The following is a 12,630-nucleotide window of genomic DNA, read 5'->3' as shown; positions in this document are numbered from 1 at the left end:
CCATGTCGTTTCCTTCCATCACCACTCTCACGCTCAACCCGGCCATTGATCGCACGGTGACGATTCCGGTTTTTACCGCCGGGGCGGTCAACCGGGTCGAGTCCACCAGCGACCGTCCGGGCGGCAAGGGCATCAATGTCGCCGCCGCGCTGGCCGAACACGGCAACTCCGTGGCGGCGCTTGGTTTTCTAGGTCGCGACAACGAGACCGCGTTCACGACGTTTTTCGCCAAGCGGGGCATTGAGGATCATTGCCTGCGGTTGAACGGTTCGACCCGTGTCGGGATCAAGATCACCGATCCCGTGCGCCACGAGACGACCGATATTAATTTTCCCGGACTCACGCCCACGTTCACCGATCTCACCGCGCTTCGGGCGCAGATCGCGGCGCTTAAAGGCGGCTGGTGCGTGCTGGCGGGGAGTCTGCCGCCTGAAGTGCCGACCAGCATTTACCGCGAGTTCATCACCACGCTCAAAACGAACGGCGTGCGCACCGTGCTCGACTCGAGTGGAGAGGCGTTGCGCCAGGCGCTCAAGGCCGGGCCCGATTGCATCAAGCCCAACGTGCATGAGTTGGAAGCCCATCTCGGACGTGCCTTGCCGACCGAGGCTGATGTGATTGCCGCCGCGCGCGAGATCGTGGCGGGTGGCGTGCACCTGGTGGTGGTTTCGCGGGGTGCCGAGGGCGCGTGTTTCGTCACGGCCAACGAAACCGTGATCGCCCGTCCGCCGGTCGTAACGGTTCGCAGCACAGTCGGCGCGGGTGATGCCATGGTCGCCGGCATTCTGACCGCGCAACTGCGCAACCTGTCGCTGGCCGACACTGCGCGCCTCGCCACCGCTTTTTCACTTTCCGCGCTCACGCGCACCGAGGATGGCTCCGATTTAGGGGCCGTCGTAGAAGCGTTCGTGAGTCGCGTTCAGATCAGCAACCCCAGCTCGTAAACCTCCTCATCGAGCGGCGCATCCGCGCCGCGCCAGCTACTGCTTTGCCAATTTCCCCAACCAACCCCGATCATGAAAACCAAACTCCTGCTCTCTCTTCTCGCCAGTTCGGCCGCGCTTATGGCGGCGGACTCCACTCCCGACGCGCGCTTTGCCGATCGCCTCACCGGTGATTGGGGTGGTGCGCGTTCACAATTCGCCGACGAAGGCGTCGACGTCTTCGCCTACTACAACGCCATCGTCGCTTCCAACGTCTCCGGCGGCATCCGCAGCGAGACGAACTTTGCGGGCGATCTTTTCACCGGTGTGAAACTGGATCTGGAGAAACTGATCGGATGGACGGACACGACGTTCACGCTCTCGGGCATCAACCGTCACGGCAGCGATATCACTCCGTCGGTGGGCAGCCAATACAGCGTCATGCAGCTCGTGGGCGGCCAGACCACGTTTCTCTACAACGTGACACTGGAGAAACTCTTCAAAGACGGTGATCTCTCCGTGAAATTCGGCCGCATGACGGCGACCGATGACTTCGTGGGTTCATCGCTCTACAGCTATTCGCTCAACAACGCGGTGAACGGCCAGATTCGCGCGGTGTTGTTCGACGGCGTGATGACGTCGTATCCGTTCGCCGTGTGGGGCGGTCGCGTGAAGGCCAAAACCTCCGACGACAGTTTTGTGCAAGTCGGCGTGTTTCAAATCTCGCCGGACATGTTTGATCCGTCGAAACGCGGCCTGGATATGAGCATCGCGAGTGATGATGGCGTTTCGGTCTTCACGCAGTTCGACTGGAATCCCGAGCTGGCGGGCCGGCCGGCGCACTTCTTCGTGGGTATGAACAATACGTTTTTGATGGATCTGCCGCAGTTCAACACCGCCGGCACGACCGATCACTTCACGCGTTTCTATGCGCACGGTGATTATCAGGTTTATCGTGAGGCGGGCACCACCGACGAAGGCCTCACACTCTTCGCAACCTTTGCTTACACGTCGCAGGACAAAGTCGCGATCATCCCTGTCCAGTCCACGCTCGGTGCGAATTACAAAGGCCTGCTGCCGGGCCGTCCCGACGACCGGACGGTGGCCTTCGTGACCTACGGCGGGTTCAGCGATGCGTTTTCGAATCAGGTGGTCGCGGGTGGCGGCAGTCCGGTTGATTACGAGATGGTCTTCGAAGTCGGCCACCGCGTGCAGCTGACGAAGTTCGCCTACATCCAGCCGGACATCCAGTTCATCAAACGTCCGGGCGGTTCGGGTAACATCGACGACGCGGTTGTCCTCGGTGTGCAGTTTGGTGCGAGCTTCTGAGTGTAGGTCAGGACCGCACGGGATTTTCCCGCACAGGTTACGTTTTACGGGCGCAAGGCTTTCGGGCTTTGCGCCTGTTTTGTTTTTCGGGACACTGCGCGGCATATGTCGGCGCATCCCACGTTTCGCGAAGCGATCAAGTTCTGGCTTAAGCTCGGGTTCATCAGCTTCGGCGGACCGGCAGGGCAGATTGCGATCATGCAGACCGAATTGGTGGAGCGAAAAAAATGGATCGGGCAGGAGCGATTTCTGCATGCGTTGAATTTTTGCATGCTGCTGCCGGGGCCCGAGGCTCAGCAACTGGCGATCTACTGCGGCTGGCTGCTACATCGCACGTGGGGCGGAATCGCGGCGGGGGCGCTCTTCGTGCTGCCATCGGCGTTTATGCTGTGGGGGCTGAGCCAGGTGTATGTATCTTACGGCCACGTGGCGTGGGTGGGCGCGGTTTTTTACGGGCTCAAGCCGGCGGTCATGGCGATCGTGTTCGCGGCGGTGCTGCGCATCGGGAAAAAGGCGCTTAAAAACGAAGTGATGTGGGCTATCGCGGCGATGGCGTTTGTGCTGATCTTTTTTTTGAAGGTGCCCTTTCCGTTAATCGTGTTTGGCGCGCTGCTGGCGGGCTTCGCGGGCGGGAAATATGCGCCGCGCTGGTTTCCTGCGAGCGGTGGCCATGGTGCGGTGGCGGAGGAGGCGGCGGTGATTGATGATGCGGCCGAGAGCCCTGTGGTGAAACCATCCTGGGGACGTGCGGTGCGGGTGACGGCCGCCGGCGTGGCGTTGTGGGTGGCGCCGTTGGTGCTGATCGGGGCGTGGCAGGGCTGGAAATGCACGTGGGTGATGGAAGGCGTGTTCTTCAGCAAGGCGGCGATGGTGACGTTTGGCGGGGCTTACGCGGTGCTGCCGTATGTGGCGCAGCAAGCGGTGGAGACGCATGCGTGGTTGAGCGCGCCGCAGATGCTCGATGGACTGGCGTTTGCCGAGACGACGCCGGGGCCGCTCATCATGGTGCTGCAGTTCGTGGGATTCATGGGCGGTTGGAATCATCCGGGGATGCTGAGCCCGTGGGCGGCGGCGGCGTTGGGCGCGGCGGTGACGACGTGGGTGACCTTCGTGCCGTGTTTCTTGTGGATTTTTCTAGGTGCGCCCCACATCGAACAGTTGCGAGGAAACAAACTGCTCACGGCGGCGCTGGCGGCGGTGACAGCGAGCGTGGTGGGCGTGATCCTGAACCTCGCCGTGTGGTTCGGTGGTCGCGTGCTGTTTCCTCAACAGACGTGGGCAAGCGTCGATGGGTTTGCGGTGGCCGTCGGTCTGATCGCGTTCGTGGCGCTGCACCGTTTCAAGGTAAACTTGATCGCGGTGATTGCCGCCAGCGGCGCGGCCGGCTGGGTGTGGTCGGTTCTTTAGGCGCGCGGCTTGAGCGCGAAGGGCACGGCGTGGCCGGCAGCGAAGGCGTCGAGGCTGCTGATCACGGTGCTGGCAATATTGGCCAGAGCATCGTCGGTCAGGAACGCCTGGTGTCCGGTGGCGACCACGTTTTCATTGGCGACGAGACGGGCGAAGAGCGGATCAGGAATACCGGTGGCGGAATGGTCTTCGAAGAAGAGCGCGGCTTCGTGTTCGTAGACGTCGATGCCCAATCCGCGAAGTTGTTTGTTTTCCAGAGCGGCGATGACTGCGTTGGTCTCGATGAGGCCGCCGCGGCTGGTGTTGATCAACAAGGCCGAGGGCTTCAGGCGGGCGAGCGACGAGGCGTTGATGATGTGCTTGGTCGCAGGCAGCAGCGGGCAGTGGAGTGAAATGATATCGGAGCGGGTGAGCACCTCATCGAGTGCGACTAATTCGAAGCCGGCATCGCGCGCTTCCTGTGTCGGAAAGGGATCATAGGCGAGCACGCGGCAGCCGAAACCCTGGAGGATGCGGCCGGTGATCGTGCCGATGCGACCCGTGCCGACGAGGCCGGCGGTCTTGCCGTGGAGATCAATGCCCTGAAGACCGGAGAGCGTGAAGTCGCCGCGGCGCACGCGATTGTAGGCGAGGTGCGTGTGTCGGTTGAGCGTGAGCAGCAGCGCGATGGCGTGCTCGGCGACGGCGTGAGGTGAGTAGGCGGGAACGTTGGCCACCGTGAGGCCCAGAGCGATCGCGGCGGATAGATCTACGTGGTTGTAACCGGCGCAACGAAGAGTGATCAGCCGGATGCCGCCGGCGGCGAGGGCTTCAAGTATGGGTGCGTCGAGTGGATCGTTGACGAAACTGCACACGGCCTCGTGTCCACGGGCGAGTGCGGTGGTCTTGAGTGAAAGCCGTTCCGCGGTCCACGTAAATTGATGGGCGCCGGAACTGTTGACTGAATCGAGATGGCTGCGGTCGTAGGCGCGGGTGCTGTAAACGATGACTTTCACGCGAGCAGATTAGCGATTACGTCGGGCTGACACTAGGAGCAAACGCGGGGCGTGGTTAATTTGGTTTTGAAATGAGCATTTGGAATCAGGTGAATCAGAAACCGATGTAGCGTTAATTAATTGGCCTGAGGACGAGTCAAAAAAACCGCCCGCCGCGGTGAAGCGGCGGGCGGCAGGGTTGAGGTTGAACGCGACTGATGCGGAGAACGTGGATGAGATTACGCGACGGCGATCTTACGCGGCTTGCGAGCCTCAGCCTTGGGCAAAGTCAGGCGTAGCACGCCATCGGTGAGCGCGGCGGAGATCTTGTCGGTATCGACCGCATCGTCGTAGGCGAGCGAGAGCGTATAGCCGGCGTCGGCGGACTCACGATAGAGGGCCGTCCAGCCCCCGGGTTTTTGCCAGGAACGACGACCGGTGACTGTGAGAACGCCGTCCTCGGCATCGACGGTGAGGTTGTCCTTGGTCACGCCGGGAAGGTTGACCGTGACCGTGTAGGCCTCGGCGGTTTGATCGAGACGGTAAGTCGGGCGGACCGATGCGGTTTGCTGGTCGGTGACGCCGCAGGCAGAACCCGGAGCGCAGGCGGAGGAATTGGCGGACGAAGGAAGGAAGGAGCTGAGGAGAGACATGGTGATTTAAGAAGGATTAAGACGGACTGGGTTGGATGAAGGAGGTTGAGGCGTTGGTTGTTCAGGCGACGGTGACGCTGACTTTGCGCGGCTTGGTTTCCTCGCGTTTGGGCAGGGTGACGGTGAGCACGCCGTTTTCATACGCGGCAGAGATCTTGTCGGCCTGCACGATTTGATCGGGCACGCTGACGTTGCGGGTGAAGGTGACAGGCTCGGCGGATTTGTCGCCGGCTTGAGGCGCCGTGGGTTGACGCGAGGCGCTGATGCTCAGGCGGCCGTCGGCGTGTTCAACGGTGATGGCCTCACGATCGACTCCCGGCAACTCGGCGCGGACGTAGGTGTTGTCCTTGTCCTCGTAGAGGTCGACGGGAATGCCGCGGTCGGAAAAGTTGCCGAGTGCGGTGTTAAAGAGGCGATCTACCTCGTTCTCAAGACCGCGGGAAGCGGCGCCGTTGAAGAAGTTGACGTTGCGGGCGGACGGATAGGTGTAGCGAACGAATCTCATGGTAGGTGGGTTTGGATTTCTTTGGTTTGTAGTGAGGGTCTGTGAATAAACTTTCAGTCCACCGAGATTGCATGAGGAGTGCCGCGCGGGTGGGCAGAGCTAAGTCGCCGCAGCGAGGCGGGTTGCGTCCAGCGGGTGAAAACGCAGTGGGTTACTCTGTCGTTTCAGTGTGACGCGCCGTGGGAAAAATAGACGCGGTCTGGCGGGCGAAATGTTTTGGCGCTGTTCAGCTCCTGAAAGCGGGGGAAATCGGGTCTATTATAAAAAATGAAACCCGTTGATTTGGAGAAAGCCGCAGGCTTAGCCGTTGCTCATGCGCGAAGCCATGTGTAGCCTGCGCCCAACATGTCGTCTGAATCGCCCACCCAACGCAGCCGCCTTCTGGTCGAGCAGCTCAAGCGCTCGCAGATTTATCGCGACTATGAGCAGGCCTTTCGCGAGACGACGGGACTGCCGTTCCGGTTGAGGGCGCTGGAGGCGTTTGATCTTACACACCGGGGTGATCCCAACGAAAATCCGTTTTGTGCACTGATGGCCAAGAGCAATCAGAGTTGCTCTGCGTGTTTACAATTGCAGCGACGCGTGGAGGTCGAGGCCCGCCTCGAGCCAAAGACGCTCAAGTGTTTCGCGGGGTTGTGCGACTCGGCGGTGCCGGTGCGCGTGGGGGAGAATCTTATCGCGTTTCTGCAAACCGGTCAGGTGCTGCTGCACAAACCGACCGAGGCGCAGTTTGCGAAGACCACGCGGGAGATTCTGAAGTTTGGCACCGATGTGGATCTGAAGAGGCTGGAGGAGGCGTTTTTCCAGTCCCGCGTCGTCACACAGAAACAATACACCTCGATCCTCCGTCTGCTGGAGATTTTTGCGCAGCATCTCGCGACGCTCAGCAACCAGCTCTCCGTGACCGAGGAGAATGCCGAGGCTCCGGCCATCAGTCGTGCGCGCATCTACATCTCGGAGAAACATGGCGACGATCTTTCGCTGGGCGATGTGGCAAAGGCGGTGAACATGAGCGCGTTTTATTTTTGCAAGATGTTCAAGCAGGCGACGGGCATCACGTTTACCGATTATCTGGCGCGGGTGCGCGTGGAGAAGGTGAAGAATCTCCTGCTCAATCCGCACAAGCGGATCAGCGAGGCGGCGTTCGAGGCGGGGTTCCAGTCGTTGTCGCAGTTTAACCGGGTCTTTCGGAAAGTGGCGGGTGAAGCTCCGACGGCTTATCGTGAACGCATTCACGGACGCGCGGCGTAGTCTTTAGGTCGTGCCGGCATAGTGCGCAAAAAATAGTGATCTCACGACGGGCGACTCGGGTCACCGCGCGGTCCACAATGTCGAGGTCATGCAGAGAGACAGCCTGGTCGTCGGCGCTTTGCGCCATAGTATGTTGGAATGAAAGCGCCGCGGTCGCGAAGTAACTGAGCAAAGGATTTAACCCGCAGCGGCACATGTCCCGCGGGACCGGAGGCTGGCGCAGGCGGGCGGAAGGTTGGGCCAGCTCGTGGAAGACTTGGTCGATCGTGGTTTTCATGAGGTAAACCAATGTATCGGGGTGGGCGAGGGGCGAGGTGACTGGCGCGGCATGCAGACGCGCCGCCCAGCCTTCATGCAGGGCGGAACGATGCATTTTTAAAGCGAGGAGTATTCGCTCGTTCATGGATTACAGTATGCCGGAAGCGGTCGCGGGCCGCTTCGCATGGTTTGCGATACTGCGCGCATCTTTTGCGGGTGACGTTCCGCTAATGACAAGAAATGCGCAGTCGTGGCCAAAGCGCGCGGAGATGCGCCGGGTGAACATGAGTAAACTGCCGGAGCCATAAGACCTCCTTGTTGACGCTAATCCATCCCACCATGTCCGTCGTTCCGCTCACTCTGACCATCAGCCTCTGCCTGGTTTTTACCTTCGTGCTTTTTTTCCTGCGCGAATACTCGCGACGCCCATTCAGTGGCGCGGAGCGCGAGTCGCTGCTACCGCTGGATGATGAAACGCCGCGAATCGTCGCGGGGGCCTCTGAGCGACTCCCGGTCGCCGAAGACCAACGCCACGCGCACGGAGCCGGTCATGTGTGCCACGGCAACGGTTCCTGTGCTTCGTGCCTGCATCGTGCCACCCGTCGTGCCGCACAGGCGCCTGTTTGATTAGCACGCTTCGCGACTCCTCGACCTTATCCTCTATGACCGACCGTAAGATCACGATCGAATACAACGACCATGTCGTCCGCCAATTCCTGCTCGCCTCCGTCATCTGGGGCGCGGTGGGCATGCTGGTCGGCCTGATTGTCGCCTCACAACTCAACTACTGGCGGCTCAATTTTGACCTGCCGTGGCTGACCTTCGGGCGACTGCGTCCGCTGCACACCAATGCCGTGATTTTTGCCTTCGTGGGCAACATGATGTTCGCCGGTGTCTATTACTCCACGCAGCGACTGGTAAAGGCGCGGCTGGCGAGTAATTTTCTCTCCACGCTTCATTTCTGGGGCTGGCAGCTCATCATCGTGGCTGCGGCGATCACGCTCCCGCTGGGATTCTCGCGCGGCAAGGAATATGCGGAGCTCATCTGGCCGATCAACATCGCGGTGGCGTTCATCTGGGTCGTGTTTGCGGTAAACTTTTTCTGGACGCTCGCCAAGCGTCACGAGCCGGCGCTCTACGTGGCAATCTGGTTCTACATCGGGACGATCATCACGGTGGCGATGCTTTACATCGTGAATCACCTCTCGATTCCCACGAGCCTGCTGCATTCGTATCCGGTTTTTGGAGGCGTGCAGGATGCGCTGGTGCAGTGGTGGTATGGGCACAACGCCGTGGCGTTCTTCCTGACCACACCGATTTTGGGCATCATGTATTACTTCGTGCCGAAGGCGGCCGAACGTCCCGTTTACAGTTACCGGTTGTCGGTCATTCACTTTTGGTCGCTGGTGTTTGTTTATATCTGGGCGGGACCGCATCACCTGCTCAACACCGCGTTGCCCGGCTGGTTGCAGGCGCTGGGTATGACGTTCTCTCTGATGCTCTGGGCGCCTTCGTGGGGCGGCATGTTGAACGGTCTGCTCACCATTCGCGGTGCGTGGCACAAGCTCCGCACCGATCCCGTGCTCAAGTTCTTCGCGGCGGCGATCACGTTCTACGGAATGGCGACGTTTGAAGGACCGCTGCTTTCCATTAAATCAGTCAACGCGCTCGGCCACTACACGGACTGGATTATCGGCCACGTGCACGCAGGCACGCTGGGTTGGAACGGCTTCATGGCCGCGGGTATGATCTACTGGTTGCTGCCGCGCCTCTGGAACAAGCCGCTGCATTCCATCGCGCTCGCCAATCTCCATTTCTGGGTGGGGCTGGTCGGCATCCTTCTCTACGTCGCGGCCATGTGGACCTCGGGCATCACCCAAGGTCTCATGCTCAATGCCACGACGGAGCACGGCACGTTGCTGGCCTATCCCAACTTCCTCGATACACTGAACGCGATCCGGCCGATGATGCTGTTCCGTGTCGTGGGCGGCACCCTGTATCTCGCCGGTTGGTTCCTGCTCTGCTACAATCTCTATCGCACCATTCGGGGCGCGAAGGCTGTCAATGGAACCGTCGAGGTGTTCGAGAGCGAGCCCACGGCGCCGGAGCGTCTAGGTCTCGGCGGCATGGTGTTTAATCCGCCGGTGCTGTTCTCGGTATTCGGCACGATTTTCGCCTGCGCCTGGATGTTTGGCGGAGATTTCCTGAAGCTCGCCGGCCTTTTGGGGACCGCGCTCTGCGTGATGCTGGCGTGGGTGCATTTCGGCACGCGCACAAGTCGTTGGGCCGCGTGGTATGACCGGCTCCTGGTCAACGCGCTGCCGTTTACGATCCTCACGTTTATCGCGGTCGCCGCCGGTGGGTTGATTCAGATCATTCCGACGACCCTGGTAAACCGTGCGAGCAATGTAGAAGGCCGGCGGCAGTTGCCCTACACACCGCTCGAACTTGCGGGCCGCGATATTTTTATCCGTGAGGGTTGCTACAACTGTCACTCGCAGATGATCCGCACGATCGTGCCGGACGTGCTCCGCTACGGCGATTACTCACGCCTTGGCGAGTCGATCTACGATTATCCTTTTCAGTGGGGATCGAAGCGCACCGGTCCGGATCTCGCCCGCGTGGGCGGCAAGTATCCGAACGTCTGGCATTATCGCCACATGGAGAATCCACGCGACGTTTCTCCTGATTCCAATATGCCCAATTATCCCTGGCTCCTGAAACAAAAGACCGATGCCGATGCGCTGACTTCGAAACTCGCCGTGCAGCGCATCCTCGGCGTCCCGTATCCGGAATATAAGGCCGGTGAACTCACCGCGTTGATCGAAACGCAGGAGAAAGCCATCGCCGCTGATCTCAAGGCTTCGGGTGCCTACGTTGCTCACGACCGTGAGATCGTGGCGCTGATCGCCTACCTTCAGAAGCTCGGAAAATACGAGACGGTCCTGCCGCTCAAAACATCCGAAAAATAATTCTGACCACTCATTCCCATGTTCCGCCGTATTCTTTTTGAAAACTGGGTCAGCTTGTTTCCGCTGATTGCCCTGATCACCGCCGGTTCGGTCTATGTGACGATCTTCTATCGCGCCGTTCGCATGAAGAGCGGCCAGATCGATCGCATGGCCGGACTCCCGTTCGAATCTGAAACCGCCATCTCCGCCGATGAATCCGAATAAACCTGAATCCATTCCCGGCGAAGATCCGATTCGTGAGCACGTGTTTGACGGAATCGCCGAATATGACCGGCGTCTGCCCAACTGGTGGCTGGCGACGCTCTATGCCGGCATCGTCTTCGCGATCCTCTATTGGATGGTGACGCAACATTTCAGTCATGCGACCGATGAGACACGGCTCGCCGTGGAGATGCAGCGCATTGAAGCAGAGAAAATCAGCAACTCCGGCGGTGTGCTGGATGACGCCACGCTCTGGAAGATGAGCCGTAACCCCGTGTTCGTGGAAGCAGGGCGCGCCACGTTCCAGTCCACGTGTGCCAGTTGCCACAATGCCGCGCTCACCGGAGGCATCGGTCCTAACCTCATCGACAGTATTTGGATTCACGGCGGCACGCCGATCGATGTGCTGCGCACGATCAACGAAGGCGTGCCTGCCAAAGGCATGCCGACGTGGGGTCCGGTTCTGGGCGGAAAAAAGGTCTCCGAGGTCACTGCGTTTATTCTCAGTCATCATCAGGAGCCTTAAATCGGCTTCGCGCGTTGCGCTCGATGCGCGCTCTTTATGAAAACTCCCGTCCCCTTTGTCCGACCCAACCGCGATTTCGTCACCACGATTCGCGAGGATGGATCGCGGCTTTTTTTGCATCCGGCGGATGTGCGCGGACTGTTCACCCAAGCACGCCGGTGGTCGGGGTGGTTGTTGATCGCGATCTATCTTTCGCTGCCGTGGATTCCGGTGGGCGGACATCCCGCGGTTTTTCTGGATATCGCGGACCGGCGATTCCACCTCTTCGGGTTCACGCTGGCATTTCAGGACACGTGGCTGATGTTTTTCGGCATCACCGGTCTGGGGTTTGGCTTGTTTTTTATCACGGCGTTGCTCGGTCGCTTGTGGTGCGGCTGGGCTTGTCCGCAAACGGTATTTCTCGAGCACGTGTATCGCCGTGTGGAGCGCTGGCTCGAAGGCGATGCGGTGCGTCGCCGGCAGCTTGATGCGCAGCCATGGACGGCCTTGAAGATCATCCGCCGCGGAGGGAAACAGGTGATCTTCTTCGTGCTCTCGGCGGTGATCGCGCACTTGTTTCTAGCCTACTACGTTTCGATTACCGAGTTGTGGACGATGATGAGCGATGCACCCGCCACGCACTGGGCGGCATTTGTCTTTGTGTTCATCTTCACGAGTATTCTCTACTTCAACTTTGCGTGGTTCCGTGAGCAGTTGTGCATCGTCATCTGTCCTTACGGTCGCCTGCAATCGGCGCTGATCGATGACCATTCGCTGGTGATTGGCTATGATGCCACGCGCGGCGAGCCCCGCGGTAAACTGGGCACGCCTGATGCCGGTGCCTGCATCGATTGCAATCGCTGCGTGCAAGTCTGCCCGACGGGCATCGATATCCGCCAAGGGCTTCAACTCGAGTGCATCGGCTGCGCGGCGTGCGTGGATGCATGCGACGAAGTGATGGACAAGGTCCACCGTCCGCAGGGACTGGTGCGTTACGATTCGCTCGCCGGTTTTGCAGGTGGACGCACCCGCTGGCTGCGTCCGAGGACAATCGTTTATGCGGTGCTGTTGATGGTGGGTGCGACCGTGGCGGTATGGGCACTCTCGACGGTGCGTCCGGCCAATCTGGCCATCACGCGGCTGACCGGTGCGCCGTATTTCGTGACCGACGACGTGGTGCGAAATCAGTTCCTCGTGCGTATCGTGAACAAGACCGATCACGCTGCCCGTTTCGTGATCACGCTGCCCGGTGCCCCCGCCGCGCTGATGCGCACCGGCTTGGACGAAGGCGTGGAACTCGCGCCGCTGGCGGAAGACGTTCGTTCGCTGGTGTTGCAGATGCCGCGTTCGCATTACGAAGGAGGTTTCGTGCTCACGGTGCGTCTGGCCGATGAGGCGGGCACGTTTTCCCTAGAGCGAACGGCGCAGTTTGTAGGTCCGGACAAAGAGCTCCTCGACGAAGACGCCCGTGAAAAAAAGGAGCAGCATCCATGACAAACCCACCTGTGAAAAACCCCAGGGCAGTCGGCATGTGGATCGGTGTCGGCGTGGTATTTGCACTGATGGCGATGGCGTGGACGGCCATGTTTTATTTTGCGACCAAGCACCGGCCAAACGACGTGCCGCTCGAAAATCACGTGCCGCGCTGACCC

General features: G+C 60.1%; 13 protein-coding genes. 10 read left to right on the top strand and 3 right to left on the bottom strand.

Annotated features, from left to right (window positions below; genetic code table 11):
* Nucleotides 1-2 precede the first annotated feature (2 nt).
* The 3 genes from pfkB (at nt 3) to chrA (ending at nt 3,659) form a co-directional block, all read left to right on the top strand.
* A complete protein-coding gene (gene pfkB, locus FPL22_RS07910) occupies nt 3-944 on the top strand; it encodes a 1-phosphofructokinase (protein ID WP_144229550.1) in 942 nt (313 codons plus the stop codon).
* A 72-nt stretch (nt 945-1,016) separates the two neighbouring features.
* On the top strand, nt 1,017-2,252 hold the full coding sequence (locus tag FPL22_RS07905) for a carbohydrate porin (protein WP_144229549.1): 1,236 nt from the start codon (nt 1,017-1,019) through the stop codon (nt 2,250-2,252).
* 105 nt (nt 2,253-2,357) lie between these two features.
* Nucleotides 2,358-3,659: a chromate efflux transporter gene (chrA, locus tag FPL22_RS07900; protein WP_144229548.1), complete on the top strand. Its 1,302-nt coding sequence runs from the start codon at nt 2,358-2,360 to the stop codon at nt 3,657-3,659.
* On the opposite strand, the gene FPL22_RS07895 is transcribed toward chrA, so the two are convergent.
* The 3 genes from FPL22_RS07895 to FPL22_RS07885 all read right to left on the bottom strand — a co-directional run bounded on the left by FPL22_RS07895 (nt 3,656) and on the right by FPL22_RS07885 (nt 5,791).
* Nucleotides 3,656-4,654: a 2-hydroxyacid dehydrogenase gene (locus tag FPL22_RS07895; protein ID WP_144229547.1), complete on the bottom strand. Its 999-nt coding sequence runs from the start codon at nt 4,652-4,654 to the stop codon at nt 3,656-3,658. The two genes, chrA and FPL22_RS07895, sit on opposite strands and share 4 nt — an antisense overlap.
* A gap of 218 nt (nt 4,655-4,872) precedes the next feature.
* Nucleotides 4,873-5,286: an Hsp20/alpha crystallin family protein gene (locus FPL22_RS07890; RefSeq protein WP_144229546.1), complete on the bottom strand. Its 414-nt coding sequence runs from the start codon at nt 5,284-5,286 to the stop codon at nt 4,873-4,875.
* 61 nt (nt 5,287-5,347) lie between these two features.
* On the bottom strand, nt 5,348-5,791 hold the full coding sequence (locus tag FPL22_RS07885) for an Hsp20/alpha crystallin family protein (RefSeq protein WP_144229545.1): 444 nt from the start codon (nt 5,789-5,791) through the stop codon (nt 5,348-5,350).
* 345 nt (nt 5,792-6,136) lie between these two features.
* On the opposite strand from FPL22_RS07885, the gene FPL22_RS07880 reads away from it, so the two are divergent.
* From FPL22_RS07880 to FPL22_RS17700, 7 genes are all read left to right on the top strand, one after another.
* Nucleotides 6,137-7,042 carry a PocR ligand-binding domain-containing protein gene (locus FPL22_RS07880; RefSeq protein ID WP_144229544.1) on the top strand — a complete coding sequence of 302 codons (906 nt, stop codon included), beginning with the start codon at nt 6,137-6,139 and terminating at the stop codon, nt 7,040-7,042.
* Between the two features lie 597 nt (nt 7,043-7,639).
* Nucleotides 7,640-7,927 carry a hypothetical protein gene (locus FPL22_RS07875; RefSeq protein WP_144229543.1) on the top strand — a complete coding sequence of 96 codons (288 nt, stop codon included), beginning with the start codon at nt 7,640-7,642 and terminating at the stop codon, nt 7,925-7,927.
* Between the two features lie 35 nt (nt 7,928-7,962).
* The gene (gene ccoN / locus FPL22_RS07870) at nt 7,963-10,272 is read left to right on the top strand and encodes a cytochrome-c oxidase, cbb3-type subunit I (protein WP_144229542.1); all 2,310 of its coding nucleotides are present in this window, start codon (nt 7,963-7,965) and stop codon (nt 10,270-10,272) included.
* Nucleotides 10,273-10,290: 18 nt separating this feature from the next.
* The gene (locus tag FPL22_RS07865; RefSeq protein WP_144229541.1) at nt 10,291-10,476 is read left to right on the top strand and encodes a hypothetical protein; all 186 of its coding nucleotides are present in this window, start codon (nt 10,291-10,293) and stop codon (nt 10,474-10,476) included.
* Nucleotides 10,463-10,999 (top strand): cbb3-type cytochrome c oxidase N-terminal domain-containing protein, encoded by a 537-nt coding sequence (locus FPL22_RS07860; protein ID WP_144229540.1) that lies wholly within the window; start codon nt 10,463-10,465, stop codon nt 10,997-10,999. The genes FPL22_RS07865 and FPL22_RS07860 overlap by 14 nt, the downstream gene beginning before the upstream one ends.
* 36 nt (nt 11,000-11,035) lie before the next feature.
* On the top strand, nt 11,036-12,472 hold the full coding sequence (ccoG, locus tag FPL22_RS07855) for a cytochrome c oxidase accessory protein CcoG (protein WP_144229539.1): 1,437 nt from the start codon (nt 11,036-11,038) through the stop codon (nt 12,470-12,472).
* Nucleotides 12,469-12,627 carry a hypothetical protein gene (locus FPL22_RS17700; protein ID WP_162525228.1) on the top strand — a complete coding sequence of 53 codons (159 nt, stop codon included), beginning with the start codon at nt 12,469-12,471 and terminating at the stop codon, nt 12,625-12,627. The genes ccoG and FPL22_RS17700 overlap by 4 nt, the downstream gene beginning before the upstream one ends.
* The last annotated feature ends 3 nt before the right edge of the window (nt 12,628-12,630 follow it).

It is taken from the genome of Rariglobus hedericola, assembly GCF_007559335.1.
GTDB classification, from domain to species: domain Bacteria; phylum Verrucomicrobiota; class Verrucomicrobiia; order Opitutales; family Opitutaceae; genus Rariglobus; species Rariglobus hedericola.
This window is presented reverse-complemented; position numbering and strand designations above follow the sequence as displayed.